This window comes from Kurthia sp. 11kri321, from assembly GCF_001534765.1.
In the GTDB taxonomy this organism is placed as follows: domain Bacteria; phylum Bacillota; class Bacilli; order Bacillales_A; family Planococcaceae; genus Kurthia; species Kurthia gibsonii.
In genome coordinates this window covers 1,919,112-1,939,515 of the sequence record NZ_CP013217.1, presented here as the reverse complement: position 1 = coordinate 1,939,515, position 20,404 = coordinate 1,919,112, and the positions used below count along the sequence as shown (strand labels likewise).

Here is a 20,404-nt window from a genome sequence, read left to right as displayed (position 1 = left end):
AAATTGAAACATTTAATAACAAAAGAAAAGAGACTAAAGCAAAGGCTCAGTCTCTTATCGTATTATTCGTATTTTAATGCATCGCCGTCGAAAGTTTCATCGGCAACCTTAATTGAGTCAGTTGGACAACCTTCAAACGCGTCCTCCATGTCCTCCATTAAGTCTTCTGGTACTTCAGTTGTCCCTGTGTTATTATCTAAAATAACGAAGGCAATACCTTCATCATCGTAGTCATAAATATCAGGTGCAGCAGCGCCACAAGCGCCACAAGCGATACAAGTATCTTGGTCTACAATTGTAAACTTAGCCATATATTTTACCTCTCCTTTTGTGTCGTTCCCAATAGCTTCATTCTTATTCTAAAGTGCTTTGCATTTCATTTCAACCATAATCAACGAAACGAGGAGGAATTTGGCTTGTTTTTTGAACAATTATTATTACATATACTTCAAAAGTATGATGGACAACGAACAGTGTTTTCTGCATATCATTTATTAAAAGGGAAAAAGTCAGGTCAAACTATTCAAGATGTAGGGTTATTTCAATTACAGCCATACTTTAATTTATTCCCTCGTTTAACAAAAGAGAAATTTTATACACAAATTCAACATCTAGAACAAAAAAATAAAATTACGATTTCAGAAGATGAACATGTACACGTTCTAGTTGCACCTCACCTCACATTTGATGGTTTAGATGGTTGGCATTTACGCGGTGGTGAACATGTTTTTTTTGACCGATTCCAATTAGTTGTGCAAACGATTTCTAATCTACGTATGCAAGAGTCGCGCTTTTTACCGATTGTACGAGATGAACGTGTGCAACAGTTTGTTCGTCAGTATTTGACGTGGCTACATTATCAAGAAGAAAAGCAACAACATGCTTTTATTGAAGCTTTCCATCAATTGCTAGAAGAACTTCCTGTGACTGAACAAGAAAAAAATATCTTCATGTATCGCTTGAGCGGGTTTCAACAAATTGGTTGGACATGGCAACAATTAAAAGAACAAACGAATAGTTCGGAACTTGATTTACAATTACAATATGTACATACACTCCATCATATGATTCGTTTTATTGAAGAACATGTTATCGCTTTGTTTGAACCACTTTTATATCAAGTGCGTGTACAAACAGTGTTAACAGCTTCTACACAACAAACAGCTAATTTATTGATGCAGGGAATGAACATGGAACAAATTGCACAGATTAGACGTTTGAAGATGAGTACAATTGAAGATCATATTGCAGAAATTGCAATGAATGTGCAAACTTTTCCGATTGAGCAATTTGTACCAAATGAGATGCGTTTAGCAATTGAAGCAGTTGTATCTGAAGTAGGGAGTAAAAAACTTAGACCAATCAAAGAAAAGATACCAGAAGCGAGTTATTTTCAAATTCGCTTAGTTTTAGCATGGGCAGGGGGTGTTTAAATGTTAGAAAAAGCATTAAAAAAATACTTTCATTACGATACATTTCGTCCAGGTCAAAGAGAAGTGATTGAAGCTGTTTTACAAGAAAAGGATGTGATTGCACTTCTTCCAACAGGGAGTGGAAAATCACTATGTTATCAATTGAGTGGTTATCTTTTAAATGGAGCGGTAGTCATCGTTTCGCCATTACTATCACTCATGCAAGATCAAGTAGAGCAGATGAAGCGGTTTGGTGAAAAACGCGTAGTTGCCATCAATTCATTTTTACAAGGCGAACAACGTGAACGTGTGTTAGCGAATTTACAAGCGTATCGCTATATTTTTGTATCGCCTGAAATGTTAGGACAAAAAAGTTTTAAGCGAGCTCTTTCGCGTGTTCATATTGCATTAATTGCAGTAGACGAAGCACACTGTATTTCTCAGTGGGGGTTTGATTTTCGACCAGAATATTTAAATATTGGTGATACTATTCGTACATTTTCACGTGTACCAGTTTTAGCATTAACAGCTACTGCAACGAATCGTGTGAAAGAAGATATTCGAAAATATTTACATATGGAAAATCCTTATGAATGGATTTCAGCTGTGGATCGCCCGAATATTTGCTACCAAGTAGTACCTATTCAAAAACATTATGAGAAAATAGGTTGGTTAGTTGCGCATGTACAACATACGACTTCACCTGGCATTATTTATACACAATCACGTAAGAAAACAGAAGAATATGCAGAAGCTTTACGTGAATCTGGCGTGCGTGTAGCAGCCTATCATGCAGGGATACAACAAGATGAACGGCAATTGATACAACATCAATTTATTGCAGGTGAGCTTGATTGGATTGTTGCGACGAATGCTTTTGGTATGGGTGTTCATAAAGAAAATATTCGTCAAATTATTCATGACCATCTACCAAGTTCGATGGGGAATTATTTACAAGAAGTAGGTAGAGCTGGACGAGATGGTGAACAGTCTTTTGCAACATTATTATTTACAGAAGAAGATGATCGTATTACAAAATCAGTGAGTGTAATGGATTACCCTCAAGAATTTCATATTGATGAATATGAGCGGTTAGCGAATCAAGGCGTTAATCCTTTTATTATGGTAGAAGAAAGTAGAATCACTGAAACAAGTTATCGTATTTTACATTATTGGATGCATAAATTACCAAAAATAGAGGTAATAGAACAAATAAATCAAATGAAATTTGAAAAAGTGAAAGAAGTCGACCAATTGCAACAAATTTTAACAGGGAAAGACTGTATAAGAGAAGAAATTAGCCGATATTTTGAACAGGAACTCCTAACGAAGCCTGTGTTATGTTGTTCCGTATGTGGTCTACCAGAAGACGTAATACCGAAGAAGCGATTAATAAAAGAAGCATCAGCTCAACTTTTTTCATGGCAAGAACGTTTTAAACAAATATTTCCAAATTAAATTGAGATTCATTTACTTTTATTAAAATTTTAGTCATAATAGTATTATGATTATATAGAAAAAGGGGGATACACATGTCTCAAAATGATTATAAAGAGCGCGTAGAGGCGCATCGCCAATCCATCCAAGTAGAAGGTAATGGGACAAGTGAGAAGCCTACACGCATGTCACGTAAGCAGCAAAGAGAAGCAAAGGGTGGTGGGAAACCGCCGAAAAAAAATAAGAATAATTCTCTTTTGACAGTGTTAGCAGTTGTCTTTGTTATGATTCCAGCCGCTATTTTAATTTATACATTCGTTATTAAATCGGATACACCTACTAAAGAAGCTCCGAAAGCAGCAGGCACTGAACATGTAGAGATTGAAACAAATCAAAATGACGAAAAAGACACAAAAGAAACACAGAAAAAAGAAACACAAACAAAAGATTCAACAGCTAAAGCTGATGATGTAACAAAAGAAGAAAAGCAAGCAGCAAAAGAAAAAGAACAACAAAAGCTAGCAGAGGAAAAGGCAGCAAAAGAAAAAGAAGCGAAACAAAAGGCTGAACGAGAAAAAGTAGAGCAAGAAAAACGAGCTGCTGAGAAGAAAAAAGAAGAAGAGAAAAAGAAACAACCAGTTGAAACTGTAAAACCTTCTTCAGCTTATACAGCAGCAATTCAAGGCGGATATTTACACAATGCTGTAGAAGGCGACACGATTCAAAGTATTTCAATTAAATACTATGGTAGTGAAGCATATGTGAATCAAATTAAACAACTAAATGGAATTACGGCGGATCGCGTACCAGCAGGGACAAAAGTAGCTTTAATTAAAACACAATAAAAATAATCGTTCTTATATTTCAAAAGTCATAGGTGTCACATAATATGGAGAGGAATCGTTTTGTAAAATGATTCCTCTTTTATTTTGGTGGAAAAGGGAAGAGTACACGTAATTCAAATACTGTTTTTTAAAAAAGAGAAGCGTATAATATGATAGAAGAGTTTTTTAGAAATAAAAGGAGTGACAGATATGCGTCGAGAAGAAGCTATTATTGTTGGAGGAGGTCCTTGTGGATTATCAGCAGCAATTGCTTTGCAAAACATTGGTTTGAAGCCGATTGTAATTGAAAAGGGGAATATTGTGAATTCAATTTATAATTATCCCACCCACCAAACATTTTTTAGTTCAAGTGAAAAATTAGCCATTGGCGACGTTCCTTTTATCGTAGAAGCACAAAAACCTAAAAGAAATGAAGCGCTTGTCTACTATCGTGAAGTGGTTAAAATGAAAAATTTAGATATTCATCGTTTTGAAGAAGTACGTCATGTAGAAAAAGACGGTGAGGAGTTTGTTGTCGAGACATCAAAAGAAGTGTACCGCACACCATATGTAGTCATCGCGACAGGGTACTACGACCATCCAAACTATATGAATATCCCTGGTGAAGAATTACCAAAAGTGATGCATTACTTTAAAGAAGGGCATCCCTATTTTGATACAGATGTATTAATTATTGGCGGTAAAAACTCTGCGATTGATGCAGCGCTTGCACTTCATAAAGCAGGTGCGCGTGTAACAGTTGCTTATCGTGGCAGTGTTTATTCGCCAAGTATTAAACCGTGGGTGTTACCTGACTTTGATGCACTCGTACGTACAGGTGAAATTATCATGCATTTTAATACAGTTGTAACAGAAATTCGTCCGCATGAAGTCGTTCTTGTTGAAGAAGGTGTAGAAAAAACAATTGAAAATGATTTTGTTTTCGCTATGACTGGATATCATCCGGACCATCGTTTTATTAAAGAGATGGGTGTTGAACAAGATGTAGCGACAGGACGACCTGTTTTTGATGCTGAAACGATGGAAACGAATGTACCAGGACTTTTCATTGCAGGTGTTATTGCTGCTGGAAATAACGCGAATGAAATCTTTATTGAAAATGGACGATTCCATGGAGAGCAGATTGCCAAATGTATTGAACAAAAAAAGTAAAATCTTAAAAAAGAGGGAACGCTTAACTGGCTGTTCCCTCTTTTCATATTTTATTAGTTTCGATAGAAAAACTCAGCAATTGAGATTTTAGGGTTTTGTTCATTTAATGCGACCAATAATTTTAAACGCGCTTTTTGCCCGTTAATCCCATTTGTATAGATAGCGCCTAAATCCTCAAGCATCTTCCCACCGCCTACATAACCATAAACACCTTGAGCAATCCCATTAAAGCAACGTGACACAATGACAACAGGAATACCGTCATCTAATAGTTTTTGAATACTGGGTACAATCGAAGGTGGAACATTTCCTTGCCCAAAACCTTCGATAACTAAGCCATCGTATTTAGCTAATCGAATGGCTTCAACGATATCTGCTTCCATTCCTGCATATGTTTTGAGTAATGCAACACGTTTTTTAAAATCATGCACTTCTGCAAATTCGCGAAGAACAGGTGAATGATGAAAATGAATATTTTTGTTTGTAATCAGACCGATTGGGCCATATTGAGGTGATTGGAAAGTAGCAACATTACTTGTCGATGTTTTTGTAACATTTGCTGCAGCATGAATTTCATCATTCATGACAACTAAAACACCTAATCCATGTGCTTTTTCTTCACTAGCAACACGAATAGCAGCTACTAAATTATAAATACCATCTGAACCAATTTCATTAGATGAACGCATTGCACCTGTTAAAATAATGGGGATGTCCGTATGAATAGTTAAATCTAAGAAATAAGCTGTTTCTTCTAATGTATCAGTACCATGTGTAATGACAATACCATCATAAGCTGCTTTTTTTAGTTGTTCTTCAATTATTTTACGTAGTGTCAACATGTGCTCAGGGGTCATATGTGGAGAAGGAAGATTGAAGGCATCAATCTCTGTAATATGTGCAAACTGTTCTAATTTTTCACGCTCTTTTGTTAAGGGATTGACTTCATCAGGGACAACCGCACCATTTTCTTCAACATGCATTGAAATTGTACCACCTGTATGAATTAATAAAATTTGTTTTTTCAATATGAATACCTCCTATTAATATCGCGTTCGCTAATGCTATAATAAGCAGTAATAAAGGTGAGAGGAGCTTAATTATGTTCATCTTATTATCTGTTGCGATTGCACCAGGACTTGCTTTGTTTAGCTTTTTTTATTTACGCAATCAAATGGCAACAGAACCTAGAAAAACATTGCTACAGTCATTTATCTATGGCGCAATTTTAACATTTCCAATCATGTTTTTACAGTATGTATTTAAAGAAGAACAAGTCTTTCAACATATAATTGTGCAAGATGTCTTTTTTACAGGCGTTATTGAAGAATTTTTTAAGTGGATTTTTCTGATTTTAGTTATTTATCATCATGTTGAATTTGACGACCCCTATGATGGCGTATTGTACGGGGCAGCTGTATCTTTAGGTTTTGCAACGGTTGAAAATGTGATTTATTTAATGTCTTATGGCATGGACACAGCGTTTTTACGCGCAATTTTACCTGTTTCAAGTCATGCTCTATTTGGGGTTGTGATGGGTTATTATCTCGGTAAAGCAAAATTCCAGTCTTCTCAAGCGAGTTTACGATACAGGGCACTTGCCTTATTTGCCCCGATGACCTTACATATTTTATACAATGCGATTTTCATTTCTCAAAATCACTGGGTATACTATATGGTTCCATTTATGCTGTTTTTATGGTGGTTTAGTTTACGAAAAGTAAAGCAAGCACATAAAGCGCTGGTTCAATTATTGATTCAAAAAGCGAATTAGTTCAAAGGTTGTGTATCTGTATTATGATATGTGTAAATTGAAATATTTTTTTGAAAGAATTGTGGAAAAAGTTGTGTTATAATGCCATAATATACATATAATTAAACAGATATGGGTGAAAAGTATGGAGATTAAATTAGGTACAAACTTACTGTTAGCGCCTTATGATGAAGAAACAGATGAAAAGTTTAAATGTAAAGTAGTTGATCAACAAGGAGATATCTTATTTATCGATTATCCTGTTAGCACACTGACACATCGTACAGCTTTTTTAATGGAAGGAACTCGTTTTCGTGCATCTTATATTGATGAAGCGAAGATTGGGTTCAGTTTTAAAACAACAATTATGGGACGCGAAAAGGGAAATATTCCAACATTAAAGCTTGCTCTTCCATCAGATGAAGAATTTGAAAAAGTACAAAGGCGAGAATATGTACGCGTCGAGACACCAGTTGATGTTGCAATCTATCGTAATGAACATTATAGTCAATATGTATCAGAAGATATTAGTGCAGGTGGATTAGCGATTATTGCTTCACAAGCAGATCAATTTAAGCCATTAGAACAAGTTGAGCTTACGATTGCACTTCCCTTTGAAAACCGAGAAGAAGGTGTAAAATACGTACAGACTTCAGCTGAAGTAATTCGTGTCATTGATCAAGAAGGTGTTATTATTGTACCGCTTAAATTTATGAATACAGACGAAATTGACAAGCAGCATATCTTACGTTTTTGTTTTGAACGTCAGTTGTTAATTCGAAAAAAAGAAACAAAAATTTAATTTTAAAAATGACATTTCATGGACAAATTCGTCGTGTTGAAATGTCATTTTTTCATGTTCTCAAGTGGTACAGTTACGCATTTTTTATGGTACAATGTTACGAAAGAAAGGGTTGAACAAAGTGACAAAGAAAATTCAAATTGCAATCGATGGACCAGCTGGAGCTGGTAAAAGTACAATCGCAAAAATTGCGGCTGAAAAATTAGGTTATACGTATATTGATACAGGTGCGATGTATCGTGCTTTAACATATAAAGCATTACAACATCAAATTGATTTATCAAGTGAAGAAGCAGTAACAACATTACTAAAACAAACAGTAATCGAACTACAACCGTCTCCAAATGGCCAACTTGTATTTTTAGATGGGCAAAACGTATCAAGTGAAATTCGCTCAAATGAAGTAACAAGTCAAGTTTCAACTGTTGCAGCTCATGGCACAATGCGTGAAATTATGGTTGAACGTCAATATGAGATGGCTGAAAAAGGCGGCGTCATTATGGACGGTCGTGATATTGGAACAGCTGTATTACCGAATGCAGAGTTAAAAGTATTCATGTCTGCAACAGTAGAAGAACGTGCGCGTCGACGTTATGAAGATAATAAACAACGTGGTATTGACTCGTCATTTGAAGCGTTAAAAGAAGAAATCGCACTTCGTGACAAGATGGATAGTGAACGAGAAGCTTCTCCGCTTGTACAAGCAGAAGATGCTATTTATTTAGATACGACAGAATTATCAATTGATGAAGCGGCAAACGCAATTTTAAAATTAGCGAGTGAAAGGATGGCATAAGATGGACTTTTACCATTTTGCACGATCAGTTGTTTATGCAGCATTAAAACCACTCTACCGTATTCAAATTATCGGACAAGAAAATTTCCCTAAAGAGGGTGGTGTCCTACTTTGTTCAAATCACATTGACGAATTAGACCCACCAGTTGTTGGTGTAACAGCTCCTCGACCAGTTAATTTTATGGCGAAAGAAGAATTGTTTAAACTACCAATCCTTAAGGGTATATTACCAAAGGTACACGCTTTCCCTGTAAAACGTGGTTTAAGTGACCGTCAAGCATTACGAACAGCAATCTCTTTATTAAAAGAGGGGCAAGTTGTCGGTTTATTCCCAGAAGGAACGCGAAACCGCACAGGACAATTAGGAAAAGGTTTCTCAGGTGCAGGCTTTTTTGCACTACGTGGTGGTGATGCGGTCGTCATGCCATGTGCAGTTATTGGACCTTATAAGATGTTCCGTAAAGTAACGGTAGTTTATGGTCAACCAATCGATATGACACCTTATCGTGAAAATAAGGCAAAACCTGAGGAAGTAACTGAAGTAATTATGGCGAGTATTCAAAAATTGTTAGATGAATATCACCCAGATAATAAAAAATAAAGGGTAATTTTTGTCTTTCTGTTAGAAATCTACTAAAATAAAGGTAACTGAGGCGAAGGAGGATTACATATGTCTGAAGAGATGAATGTGAATGAATTACCAGAAATTCAAGAAGGTACGGTTGTAAAGGTAAAAGTTGAAACGGTTGAAGATAATCGTGTCATTGTTTCGATTCCAAATGCAAAGTACGATGGTATTATCCCTATTAGCGAGTTATCCAGTTTACATGTGGAAAAGGCATCAGACGCTGTATCAGTAGGTGATGAATTTGAAGCTGTAGTTACAAAAGTGGAAGACCCAGCGACAGATGCAGATGAAAAAACAGGTAACTATGTTTTATCAAAAAGAAAAGTAGACGCAGAACATGCGTGGGAAAAACTTGAAAAGCAATTTGAAGCGGGAGAAATTCTTGAAGCAGAAGTAAAAGATGTTGTTAAAGGTGGCCTAGTTGTTGATTTAGGCGTTCGCGGTTTTGTACCGGCTTCTTTAGTAGAAGATCACTTTGTTGAATCATTTGAAGACTACAAAGGAAAAATGATTTCATTTAAGATTGTTGAAATGGACCGAGAAAAAAATCGTTTAATCTTATCACATCGCGCAGTTGTTCAAGAACAAAAAGAAGAACAAAAAGGCGAAATTATTCAAAACTTACAAGCTGGCGATGTCGTAGATGGTGTCGTACAACGTCTTGCAACATTTGGTGCGTTTGTTGATTTAGGTGGCGTAGATGGTCTTGTACACATCTCACAACTATCATATGAACATATCGAAAATGTGGAAGATGTACTAGAAGAAGGTCAAAAAGTAAAAGTGAAAATCTTAGCTGTTGACCCAGACGAAGGACGCATCTCATTATCAATTAAAGATACACTACCAGGACCATGGGAAAATATTCAAGAAAAAGTACAGAAAGATGCCATTCTTGACGGTGTTGTACGTCGTCTTGTAACTTTTGGTGCATTTGTTGAAATTTTACCTGGTATTGAAGGGCTTGTGCATATCTCACAAATTTCTCATAAGCATATCAACACACCGCATGAGGCTTTAAAAGAAGGTCAAGATGTGCAAGTGAAGGTACTTGAAGTGAATGAGAATGAAAAACGTATTGCATTGAGCATTAAAGCGTTACTTGAAGATGATACAGTAGTTGAAGAAGTAGTTGAGTATGAACTACCTGAACAAGAAACTGGCTTCTCATTCGGGGATTTACTAGGTGATAAATTAAAAGACTTCAATAAAAAAGACTAATAATAGAGCGTGTATAACATCCTATAAAGAGATGTTATGCACGCTTCTTTTTATCATGTAATGAGATATGAAAAAGCAGAAAGTTCCTTTATATACGGTTTTCCTTTTCATAGTGCTTTATTTTTGATAAAATAGAAGCACTGTAAACAATGAGTGGTTAGGTGATGGAACCCCCATCATCTTTTTTATTGTATAATAAGTAATTTTGAAAGTGGAAGGATGAAACAAAATGACGAAACCAGTTATAGCAATCGTCGGCCGTCCTAATGTCGGAAAATCGACAATCTTTAACCGAATTGTAGGCGAGCGTATATCAATCGTTGAAGATGTTGCGGGCGTAACACGTGACCGTATCTATAGTTCAGCGGATTGGTTAACACATGAATTTAATATTATTGACACAGGCGGTATTGATATTGGTGATGAACCATTCTTAGATCAAATCCGTGAACAAGCTGAAATTGCCATGGATGAAGCAGACGTGATTATCTTTATGACAAATGGTCGTGAAGGTGTAACATTAGCAGATGAGCAAGTAGCGAAAATTTTATATAAAACAAAAAAACCAGTTGTCTTAGCGGTTAACAAAATTGATAACCCTGATATGAGAGATATGATTTATGATTTCTATTCATTAGGGTTTGGCGATCCATTCCCAATCTCTGGTTCACACGGTTTAGGACTGGGTGATTTATTAGATGAAGCAGCAAAACATTTCCCAGAACAAGATGAAGTAGAGTATGACGAAAATGTCATTAAATTCTCTTTAATCGGTCGTCCAAATGTAGGGAAATCATCTTTAGTAAATGCATTCTTAGGTGATGATCGTGTTATCGTAAGTGACGTTGCAGGCACAACACGTGACGCAATTGATTCAGAATACGAATACGACGGTCAAGAGTATGTCATCATTGATACTGCAGGTATGCGTAAGAAAGGTAAAGTGTACGAGAGCACAGAAAAGTATAGTGTATTACGTGCATTACGTGCAATCGAACGTTCCGACGTTGTTTTAGTCGTTTTAAACGGTGAAGAAGGTATTCAAGAACAAGATAAAAAGATTGCTGGTTACGCGCATCAAGCAGGTAAAGCAGTCATCATTGTTATGAATAAATGGGATGCTGTTGATAAAGACGAAAAGACAATGAACGAAAAAACAAAAGAAATTCGTGAGCAATTCCAATTCTTGGATTATGCACCGATTGTTTTCACATCTGCTAAAACAGGTAAACGCGTACACAATTTACTACCTGTAATTAATCGTGTAAGTGAAAATCATGCAATGCGTATTCAATCAAGTATTCTAAATGAAGTTATTTCAGATGCAGTTGCACGTAACCCTGCTCCAACGGATAAAGGGCGTCGTCTACGCATTTACTATGCAACACAAGTGGCAATCAAGCCACCGACATTCGTTGTGTTCGTAAATGATCCAGAATTAATGCACTTCACATACGAACGTTTCTTAGAGAATCGTATTCGTGATACGTTTGAATTTGAAGGTACGCCAATTCGAATTATTACTAGAGCGCGCGATTAGAGGAGGAAATGGACAGATGAGTAAAGTTACAGTATTTGGAGCTGGCTCATGGGGAACAGCATTAGCGACTGTTCTTGCCGAAAATGGACATGATACATTATTATGGTCTCATCGAGAGGACCAAGCACAAGAAATTCAACAGCAACATACAAATGAAAAGTATTTGCCAGGAACAGTATTACCGCAAAATCTTTGTGCAACTTCAGATGTAGCATCTGCAGTGGAGCATGCTGAAGTTATTGTGATGGCTGTGCCTACTAAGGGAATTCGTGAAACGTGCCAAAAAATTATGAAGACGTTAAACCGTCAAATTATTTTTGTACATGTTTCAAAAGGAATTGAACCAGATTCATTAATTCGTATTTCTGAAATTATGAAAGAAGAATTAGCAGAAGAAGTTGTAAAAGATATTGTGGTCTTATCTGGACCAAGTCATGCGGAAGAAGTTGTTAAAAAACATCCAACAACAGTTGCATCTTCTTGTGAAAACTTGGAATCAGCTGTCGTTGTACAAGATTTATTTATGAATCATTATTTCCGTGTTTACACGAATGAAGATGTTGTTGGTGTAGAACTAGGTGGCGCATTAAAGAATGTTATTGCTCTTGCGGCAGGTGTTTCAGATGGTATTGGCTTTGGTGACAATGCAAAAGCTGCACTCATTACACGTGGTTTAGCTGAAATTTCACGTTTAGGTATTAAAATGGGTGCAAATCCAATGACATTCATGGGCTTAGCTGGTATGGGTGACTTAATTGTAACGTGTACTTCTGTTCATTCTCGTAACTGGCGAGCAGGTAATTTATTAGGTAAAGGTTTGAAACTAGAAGAAGTATTAGAGCAAATGGGTATGGTTGTAGAAGGCGTTCGTACAACAAAAGCAGCACACCAACTTGCTGATAAATACGAAGTTTCAATGCCGATTGTTCAAGCCTTATACGCAGTATTATTTGAAGATCAATCTGCAAAAGAGATGGTTGAGAAACTTATGTTGCGTATGAAAAAGTCAGAAATGGACGGACAATACTAAAAAATTTCTACTATTATATAGTAATTTACAAATTAACACATAATGTTACAAGTTATATGTAATGTTATGTGTTTTTTAGATTTTAAATTCCTTTTTAAAAAGTACCTAAGATATTTGTATTCAAATATCTTAGGTACTTTTGTGCAAATGATATAAAAACTTATCATTTCAGAAAAAAATTTTAACGAAAAAAATAGCAATATTACAAAGAAAATAAGCTGTAGAAAATATATAATTTTAAAAAAAGGGGTATTTTTTTATAGTTATCTTAAGAGAAAATATATACTTAGAAAATAAAAAGAAGTGGAAAAAGCTTTAAAAGATAACTCTTTTTTTGAGATAAAAAGTCTATTTACTTACAAAAAATAAAAAGAAATATATGTATTTAAAACGCATATTCGAGTGTATGAAAGTGATTAAGAGAAAGAATAATTTTTTGAGAAATTCACTTTGTTGTATTTAAGAAAAAATAATCTTTTCTAATATATATACATTTCTATAAAAGAAATAAAAATATACAAGTTAAAATGGTATGAAAAGGTATTTTTTGCGCTTTAAACCCTTGCAAAATCAATATTTTCAAATAGAAATAAAAAAATAAAGTAAATGTGTTTAAAAGTTCTAAAGAACGGTAATCTATAAGGTGTGGAACGGTAATATGTGGTAAATGTTGGTGTAGCAATGTTTTAGAAAAAAATAAAATTATTTTTATTCATATATTTGAATAAAAAACCGATTTATTGAAACTTTAATTTTTTTCTGAAAAATGATGTGGTTTGTAAAATAAAGTTATTTTTGTTTCAATGAATGTTATGAGAAGTTATTTTATGCTTATTTGAAATCTATATTTACTTTGAACTGGCATGAAGTAACTAAATAGTTTACAGTTGATAAAAGTTGGTAAAAGAAGTATAAATATTATTGCGAAGTAAATCGTGTTTATGATACTCTTTTACATGATTTAAAACAAAAGTCTTTGAGAGGAGGTGAATGGTGTGAACAAAACAGAATTAGTAAACTCAGTAGCAGAAGCTGCAGAACTTTCTAAGAAGGATGCTGCGAAAGCAGTTGAATCTGTATTTGAAACAATCCAAGAGGCTCTAGCTAAAGGTGATAAAGTACAGTTAATCGGTTTCGGTAACTTCGAAGTTCGTGAACGTGCTGCTCGTAAAGGACGTAACCCTCAAACAGGTGAAGAAATCCAAATCGATGCAAGTAAAGTACCTGCTTTCAAACCAGGTAAAGCACTTAAAGACGCGATTAAATAATCGAATCGAATGCGGTACATAAGAGTAGTTAATCTTTTGATTAGCTGCTCTTTTTGTATGCACTTTTATACAAATCGAAAAAATTGCATATTTTCACAGAAATAATAAGTCTTAGCCCTTTGCCTTGCATGGTCGTATATGCTAACATCAAAAAGAGAATTTAACAGGCAGATTGATTAAGTGATAATGGGGGAGTAATTTTGACAAAGGAAATCAGTTCACAAGTTGACATAAATAAAATTCAAACAGCTGTAAAAATGATTTTAGAAGCTGTAGGAGAAAATCCGTCACGCGAAGGATTACTTGATACACCAAAACGTGTAGCTAAAATGTATGCAGAAATGTTTGAAGGTTTACATAAAGATCCAAAAGAGTATTTTGAAACGGTATTTCATGAAGGACATGATGAAGTCGTTCTTGTAAAAGATATTCCATTCTTTTCAATGTGCGAACATCATCTTGTACCGTTCTATGGTAAAGCACATGTAGCATACATACCAAAAGACGGTGTTGTAGCTGGATTGAGTAAATTAGCGCGTACCGTTGAAACAGTCGCACGTCGCCCACAACTACAAGAACGTATTACAGATACAGTTGCACAAACACTGATGGATATGCTATCTCCACAAGGTGTATATGTAGTCGTAGAAGCAGAGCATATGTGTATGACGATGCGTGGCATTAAAAAGCCGGGTGCTAAAACGATTACATCCGTTGCTAAAGGTGTATTTGAGGAAGATTCTGTAAAAAGAAATGAAATTCTCTCGTTCATTCAAATGCCTTAATTTTAATAGGCTTTTGTGGTATGATAGAATGAGAAAATTCGAATGATAGGAGAGCTGTCTTATGTCTCAAAATGATTTTATTGTAATTAAAGCAGAAGAAGATGGTGTACACGTAATAGGCCTTACACGAGGCGATGACACAAAATTCCATCATTCTGAAAAATTAGATCAAGGCGAAGTTATGATTGCGCAATTTACCGAACATACATCTGCGATGAAAATTCGTGGTAAAGCGATTATTCAATCTGCAAATGGTACAATTGAAAGTGACGCAAAGAAGTAACAAGTATTAAACATCGTGTTGATTGAAACATCAGGAAATGAATTGAATGGAGATTTTTTTTATGAATGCAGCTAACATGGAGCAACTTGTAACAGAATTAAAAGATGAAATTTACAATAAATTGCATCATAGAACCCTCCTAGCATATACAGGTCAGCCACCAATTTGGGATGATCAATTGTTTTATTTATTGCTACCAAGAGTAAACGGTGAACAGTGGACGAAACAACATCAAGTAGCTGCTCAAAGTGTTGCCATGATTCAGACGGCTTTAACAACGCATGATTTGGTAAAAGAACAACAAGCGACGTCAAAAGCACAACAATTGATGGTATTAGCTGGAGATTACTATAGTGGCATGTACTATGACACCTTAGCAAAACTACCAGATATTCAGTTTGTACAAAAATTATCAAATGCCGTAGCAGAAATCAGTGAGCAAAAAACCGCATTCTATGAACCGAAAGAGTGTACACTAGAAGAGTTGCTCCTTCGCTATGAAACCATCGTTAGTAGAGCAGTAGAACAATTTATGGGGCATTTTGGCTTTACAGTATATATTGAATTGATGAAAAAGGGCATGTTACTCAGTCGTTTATCAGCAGAACTCAAAAAAGTAATAAATGATACAAGTACAATACGTCTTTTTCGTGTGATTTCAGAAAGATTTTCTTCAAAGGATGAAGCCATCCAAGCAATCCAACAAGAAATTACCACACGAGCTACAAAGCTAACAGAAGAAATTCATACTATGGGATTTTTAACGAATGTTGCAAAAACTGCCATTTTAAGTCGAATTGAGGCGCTTAATCACAGTGCAACGTAGGAAGAGGGAAGGTTGAAAAATTGGCACAATCAAAATCAGAACGCGTACATGAAGTCTTTGAGAATATTTCAGGTGACTATGACAAAATGAACTCGGTGATTAGTTTCCAGATGCACAAAAGCTGGCGTAAAGATACGATGCAGCAAATGAACATCCAACCAGGAACTAAAGCATTAGATGTTTGTTGCGGTACAGCAGATTGGACAATTGCGCTTGGTGAGGCAGTTGGTAAAGATGGCGATGTTATTGGTTTAGACTTTAGTCAAAATATGCTGAATGTCGGCATCGATAAAACAAAAGATATGGACAATGTGAATTTAATTCAAGGGAACGCAATGGAACTACCTTTTGAAGATAATTCGTTTGACTATGTAACAATTGGATTTGGTTTACGTAATGTACCGGATTATATGCAAGTATTACGTGAAATGAATCGTGTTGCAAAACCAGGCGCAAAAATCGTTTGTCTTGAAACGTCACAATCAGAGATCCCTGTCTACAAACAGCTATTTAAATTTTACTTTAAATATATTATGCCGATCTTTGGTAAATTATTAGCTAAAAGTTACAAAGAGTATTCTTGGTTACAAGAGTCGGCAGATACGTTCCCAGGACGTAAAGAGTTGAAAAAAATGTTTGAACAAGCAGGTATGGTGAATGTATCTTATACCTCTTATAGCGGTGGGGCAGCTGCAACACATATTGGCTATAAAAAAGAAAAATAGGCGGGAGAAGGTTTATTCACGTGGAAAAGATGAAGCTAAAGATGCTCTACTCTGGTATGAAATCAGAGATTGACATCATCGAAAAAGAATTAGAAACGGCGCTGAATTCCTCTTCACACTTTTTGAATGAAGCTTCTTTGCATCTTTTAAAAGCTGGGGGAAAACGCATTCGCCCAGTTTTTGTTTTGCTCGCTGCAAAATTTGGACAATATGATATTCAACAAATCAAAAATGTTGCTGTGCCACTCGAATTAATTCATATGGCATCACTTGTTCATGATGATGTAATTGATAATGCGGAATTACGTAGAGGTCGCGAAACAGTAAAAGCACAGTATAATAACCGAGTAGCAATGTATGCAGGCGATTTTATTTTTGCAAAAGCATTAGAATATATGACGCAAATAAAAAAACAACAAGCGCATCAAGTATTATCAAATACAATGGTTGAGATTTGTGTGGGAGAAATTATTCAAATTGAAGATAAACAGGTACTCAAGCAAAACTTACGTGATTACTTCCGTCGGATTAAGCGTAAAACAGCTGTTTTAATTTCTTCAAGTTGTGAGCTAGGAGCAATCGCTTCAGGCGCATCGCCAGAAGTTGTACGTCATATGCGCCGTTTTGGATATTATGTAGGGATGTCATTCCAAATTATTGATGATATTTTAGATTTTACGGCAACGGATAAGCAGCTAGGTAAACCAGCAGGAAGCGATTTAATGCAAGGGAACGTTACATTACCAGCGTTATATGCTTTAGAAGATGACCAAATTCGTCCAATGATTGAAAAAGTGATTGAAGGGCCGATTACTGAAGGCGAACGTCAACAACTATTGAAGGCGATTCGAAAATCTGACGCAATTCAAAAAGCAAATCATATAAGTGATTTATATTTACAGAAGGCGTTAAAAGAAGTAGACAAGTTACCGAATCATCCAGTGAATAAATCACTTGTAGATATTGCAAATTTCATGGGGAAACGTAAATTTTAACCAAATTGTCATAGTATTTGTTGAACATTATGGCATTCAATGATAGAATTTTACGGTAGGTAAAATACCTGTAGATATTATTAAGGAGTGTAATTTAAACATGGCTATCCAACAAACATTTTTAATGGTTAAACCTGACGGCGTAAAACGTCAAGTAGTAGGTGATATCGTAGACCGCTTCGAACGTCGTGGCTTCGAATTAAAAGGCGCTAAACTAATGAACATCACAAAAGAATTAGCAGAAAAACACTATGCAGAGCATGCAGAACGTCCATTCTTTGGTGAATTAGTAGAATTCATCACTTCTGGTCCTGTATTCGCAATGGTATGGGAAGGCGAGAACGTAATCGCTTTAGCTCGTCTTATGATGGGTGCTACAAACCCAGCTGAATCTGCTCCAGGAACAATCCGTGGTGACTACGCTACAACTGTAGCTGAAAACATCATTCACGGTTCTGATTCTTTAGCATCTGCTGAACGCGAAATCGGTCTATTCTTCGGTGAAGAAGGTTTAGTAAAATAATTTTCATCTCGTAGATGAAAATTATAAGTAAAGTAAAAACATCTTTACTAACCGTAAAAATGATTTGATACTTTGAATGAAAGAGTTGCACATCTGTGTGGCTCTTTTTTTATTGTGCTTCAGATTATGTCCGTTTTTTAAAAATAAATGAATGAAAGCGCTCTGATAAACATCTTTTCACGTTACACTATTTCAGAATATGAAAAAATGTTTTATAATGGTAAGTATGAATAGAGGGAGGAAAAGGTATGACAGATTATGAAATGTTCGTTGAACGTGTAAAGACGAAAACCGGCATTGATTTAGCTCTTTACAAAGAGGCACAAATGAAACGACGCTTAACGTCTTTATATGAGAAAAAAGGTTTTAGTAATTTTGTAGACTTTTTCAAAGAGATGGATGTTAATCGTGAACTTATGGACGAATTTTTAGATCGTATGACGATTAATGTATCTGAATTTTATCGTAATGGTAAACGATGGGAAGTTTTGGAGAAAAAGATTTTACCACGTCTCTTGAAAGCAAGCCCACGCTTAAAAGTATGGAGTGCAGCTTGTTCAACAGGTGAAGAACCGTATTCACTTGCGATGGTACTATCAAATCATCAGCCATTATCTCAAGTATCTATTTCAGCTACAGATTTAGATGAGAATGCAATTGCTAAAGCAAAAGCAGCCATCTATCCGGAGCGCTCCCTTGCCGAAGTTCCAGCACAAATGAAACAAAAATATTTTGAGCAAGAAGGTTCTTTTTATAAAGTAACGCCTGATATTAAAAGAACGGTTACATTTAAAAAACATAACTTATTAAATGATCGATATGAACAAAATCATGATTTAATCGTTTGTCGTAATGTCATGATTTATTTTACAGAAGAAGCGAAAGATCAAATTTATCATAACTTCAGTAAAGCTTTGAAACCAGGCGGTGTACTATTTGTTGGAAGCACTGAACAAATTTTTAATCCAGCACAATATGATTTTGAAGTAGAAGATACATTTTTCTATCGTAAAAAAGGTTAACTATAAGAGGAATGCGCTTTTCGCATATGTGAAAAGCGGTTTTTTATAAATAAAAATAAATTCAAAAAACATCAAAATTTCAGTTAATTTATTTTTATTATAAAATCAACTGAAATTTATAAAAATATATGTTATAGTGAAAAACATATACTTTAGCGATGTGAAGGGGGAAAGCGTAAATGAGATACTTAACAGCGGGTGAATCACATGGCCCACAATTAACAACAATTATTGAAGGACTTCCTTCATTACTACCAATTACAGCAGAACAGATTAATCATGAACTGAAAAGACGCCAAGGAGGACATGGTCGAGGTCGACGTATGCAAATCGAAACCGATACGGTAGAAATTACATCAGGTATTCGTCATGGTAAAACGCTCGGCTCACCTGTTGCGCTTGTGGTAACGAATGATGATTGGAAACACTGGACAAAAATTATGGGTGCAGAGCCACTTCCAGAAGATGTTGACCCGAATGAGATCAAACGTCAAATCTCGCGTCCACGTCCAGGACATGCCGATTTAGTAGGCGGTATGAAATATGGTCACCGCGACTTACGAAACGTCTTAGAACGCTCATCAGCACGTGAAACAACTGTACGTGTAGCTGTTGGTGCAGTAGCTAAAATTCTTTTAGAACAATTAGATATTCGTATCGTAGCGCATGTTGTAGAAATCGGTGGTATTACAATCGACCGACAAGCAGTTGAAGGAAAATCAGTAGAAGAAATTCGTACAATCGTAGAAGAAGATCCATGTTACTGCGTGGACCCAGAAGCTTCAGCAAAAATGGTTGCACTAATCGATGAAACGAAAAAAGCAGGCGATACAATTGGTGGCGTTGTTGAAGTCATCGTAGAAGGTATGCCAGCAGGTGTCGGTTCATATGTACATTACGACCGCAAGTTAGATGGTAAACTGGCACAAGCGATGCTTAGTATCAATGCTTTTAAGGGTGTTGAATTTGGTATTGGCTTTGATGCAGCACATGTACCTGGGTCACAAGTCCATGATGAAATCATTTGGGATGAGGAGCAAGGTTATACACGCCGCACAAATCGCCTAGGCGGTTTAGAAGGCGGTATGTCTACAGGTATGCCAATTGTTGTACGTGGCGTTATGAAGCCGATTCCAACACTTTATAAGCCATTACAAAGTGTGGATATCGAAACAAAAGAGGCATTTAAGGCTTCTGTAGAACGTTCAGACGCATGTGCAGTACCAGCTGCATCAGTCGTAGCAGAACATGCGATTGCTTTTGAAATTGCGAATGCAATTTTAGACCAATTCCATGCAGACCAGTTACCACAACTGCAACAACAAATCGAGCAAATGAAACAACAAGCGAAGGAGTTTTAA

The 20,404-nt window shown here is 35.8% G+C and carries 22 protein-coding genes; 20 read left to right on the top strand and 2 right to left on the bottom strand.

All coding sequences use genetic code 11. From position 1 onward, the window contains the following. Positions 1–62: 62 nt before the first annotated feature. Positions 63–311, bottom strand: a complete 249-nt coding sequence (locus ASO14_RS09850; RefSeq protein ID WP_068454470.1) for a ferredoxin — start codon at positions 309–311, stop codon at positions 63–65. A 105-nt stretch (positions 312–416) separates the two neighbouring features. On the opposite strand from ASO14_RS09850, the gene ASO14_RS09845 reads away from it, so the two are divergent. From ASO14_RS09845 to ASO14_RS09830, 4 genes are all read left to right on the top strand, one after another. Beyond that, positions 417–1,433 carry a YpbB family protein gene (locus ASO14_RS09845; protein ID WP_068454467.1) on the top strand — a complete coding sequence of 339 codons (1,017 nt, stop codon included), beginning with the start codon at positions 417–419 and terminating at the stop codon, positions 1,431–1,433. Then, on the top strand, positions 1,434–2,870 hold the full coding sequence (locus ASO14_RS09840) for a RecQ family ATP-dependent DNA helicase (RefSeq protein WP_068454464.1): 1,437 nt from the start codon (positions 1,434–1,436) through the stop codon (positions 2,868–2,870). A 74-nt stretch (positions 2,871–2,944) separates the two neighbouring features. Continuing rightward, positions 2,945–3,694, top strand: coding sequence for a LysM peptidoglycan-binding domain-containing protein (locus tag ASO14_RS09835; RefSeq protein WP_068454461.1), 750 nt, complete (start codon positions 2,945–2,947; stop codon positions 3,692–3,694). 189 nt (positions 3,695–3,883) lie between these two features. Continuing rightward, the gene (locus ASO14_RS09830; RefSeq protein WP_068454458.1) at positions 3,884–4,846 is read left to right on the top strand and encodes a YpdA family putative bacillithiol disulfide reductase; all 963 of its coding nucleotides are present in this window, start codon (positions 3,884–3,886) and stop codon (positions 4,844–4,846) included. 53 nt (positions 4,847–4,899) lie between these two features. Here the strand turns inward: ASO14_RS09830 and ASO14_RS09825 are convergent, their stop codons facing one another. Beyond that, complete coding sequence (locus ASO14_RS09825) at positions 4,900–5,874, bottom strand: asparaginase (RefSeq protein WP_068454455.1); 975 nt, start codon at positions 5,872–5,874, stop codon at positions 4,900–4,902. A 74-nt stretch (positions 5,875–5,948) separates the two neighbouring features. Here ASO14_RS09825 and prsW point away from each other — a divergent pair, with 74 nt between their 5' ends. The 16 genes from prsW to aroC all read left to right on the top strand — a co-directional run bounded on the left by prsW (position 5,949) and on the right by aroC (position 20,404). Then, positions 5,949–6,620: a glutamic-type intramembrane protease PrsW gene (prsW, locus tag ASO14_RS09820; protein ID WP_068454452.1), complete on the top strand. Its 672-nt coding sequence runs from the start codon at positions 5,949–5,951 to the stop codon at positions 6,618–6,620. Positions 6,621–6,744: 124 nt separating this feature from the next. Beyond that, complete coding sequence (locus tag ASO14_RS09815) at positions 6,745–7,401, top strand: flagellar brake protein (RefSeq protein WP_068454450.1); 657 nt, start codon at positions 6,745–6,747, stop codon at positions 7,399–7,401. Between the two features lie 121 nt (positions 7,402–7,522). Beyond that, on the top strand, positions 7,523–8,197 hold the full coding sequence (gene cmk / locus ASO14_RS09810) for a (d)CMP kinase (RefSeq protein WP_197409919.1): 675 nt from the start codon (positions 7,523–7,525) through the stop codon (positions 8,195–8,197). 1 nt (position 8,198) lies between these two features. After that, positions 8,199–8,798 carry a lysophospholipid acyltransferase family protein gene (locus tag ASO14_RS09805; protein WP_068454446.1) on the top strand — a complete coding sequence of 200 codons (600 nt, stop codon included), beginning with the start codon at positions 8,199–8,201 and terminating at the stop codon, positions 8,796–8,798. A 69-nt stretch (positions 8,799–8,867) separates the two neighbouring features. Then, complete coding sequence (gene rpsA, locus ASO14_RS09800) at positions 8,868–10,046, top strand: 30S ribosomal protein S1 (protein WP_068454443.1); 1,179 nt, start codon at positions 8,868–8,870, stop codon at positions 10,044–10,046. 229 nt (positions 10,047–10,275) lie between these two features. Continuing rightward, complete coding sequence (gene der, locus ASO14_RS09795; protein WP_068454440.1) at positions 10,276–11,586, top strand: ribosome biogenesis GTPase Der; 1,311 nt, start codon at positions 10,276–10,278, stop codon at positions 11,584–11,586. 16 nt (positions 11,587–11,602) lie between these two features. After that, positions 11,603–12,616 carry an NAD(P)H-dependent glycerol-3-phosphate dehydrogenase gene (locus tag ASO14_RS09790; protein ID WP_068454437.1) on the top strand — a complete coding sequence of 338 codons (1,014 nt, stop codon included), beginning with the start codon at positions 11,603–11,605 and terminating at the stop codon, positions 12,614–12,616. A gap of 995 nt (positions 12,617–13,611) precedes the next feature. Beyond that, a complete protein-coding gene (locus tag ASO14_RS09785) occupies positions 13,612–13,884 on the top strand; it encodes an HU family DNA-binding protein (protein ID WP_068454434.1) in 273 nt (90 codons plus the stop codon). A 257-nt stretch (positions 13,885–14,141) separates the two neighbouring features. Continuing rightward, positions 14,142–14,669, top strand: a complete 528-nt coding sequence (gene folE, locus ASO14_RS09780) for a GTP cyclohydrolase I FolE (protein ID WP_068457466.1) — start codon at positions 14,142–14,144, stop codon at positions 14,667–14,669. A gap of 61 nt (positions 14,670–14,730) precedes the next feature. Beyond that, positions 14,731–14,952 (top strand): trp RNA-binding attenuation protein MtrB, encoded by a 222-nt coding sequence (gene mtrB, locus ASO14_RS09775; protein WP_068454431.1) that lies wholly within the window; start codon positions 14,731–14,733, stop codon positions 14,950–14,952. Between the two features lie 61 nt (positions 14,953–15,013). Then, positions 15,014–15,778 (top strand): heptaprenyl diphosphate synthase component 1, encoded by a 765-nt coding sequence (locus tag ASO14_RS09770; RefSeq protein WP_068454428.1) that lies wholly within the window; start codon positions 15,014–15,016, stop codon positions 15,776–15,778. 20 nt (positions 15,779–15,798) lie between these two features. Next, the gene (locus tag ASO14_RS09765; RefSeq protein ID WP_068454425.1) at positions 15,799–16,503 is read left to right on the top strand and encodes a demethylmenaquinone methyltransferase; all 705 of its coding nucleotides are present in this window, start codon (positions 15,799–15,801) and stop codon (positions 16,501–16,503) included. Between the two features lie 20 nt (positions 16,504–16,523). Continuing rightward, on the top strand, positions 16,524–17,498 hold the full coding sequence (gene hepT, locus ASO14_RS09760) for a heptaprenyl diphosphate synthase component II (protein ID WP_068454422.1): 975 nt from the start codon (positions 16,524–16,526) through the stop codon (positions 17,496–17,498). Between the two features lie 100 nt (positions 17,499–17,598). Further along, the gene (gene ndk, locus ASO14_RS09755) at positions 17,599–18,021 is read left to right on the top strand and encodes a nucleoside-diphosphate kinase (protein ID WP_068454418.1); all 423 of its coding nucleotides are present in this window, start codon (positions 17,599–17,601) and stop codon (positions 18,019–18,021) included. 248 nt (positions 18,022–18,269) lie between these two features. Next, complete coding sequence (locus ASO14_RS09750; protein WP_068454413.1) at positions 18,270–19,043, top strand: CheR family methyltransferase; 774 nt, start codon at positions 18,270–18,272, stop codon at positions 19,041–19,043. 179 nt (positions 19,044–19,222) lie between these two features. Then, the gene (aroC, locus tag ASO14_RS09745; RefSeq protein WP_068454410.1) at positions 19,223–20,404 is read left to right on the top strand and encodes a chorismate synthase; all 1,182 of its coding nucleotides are present in this window, start codon (positions 19,223–19,225) and stop codon (positions 20,402–20,404) included.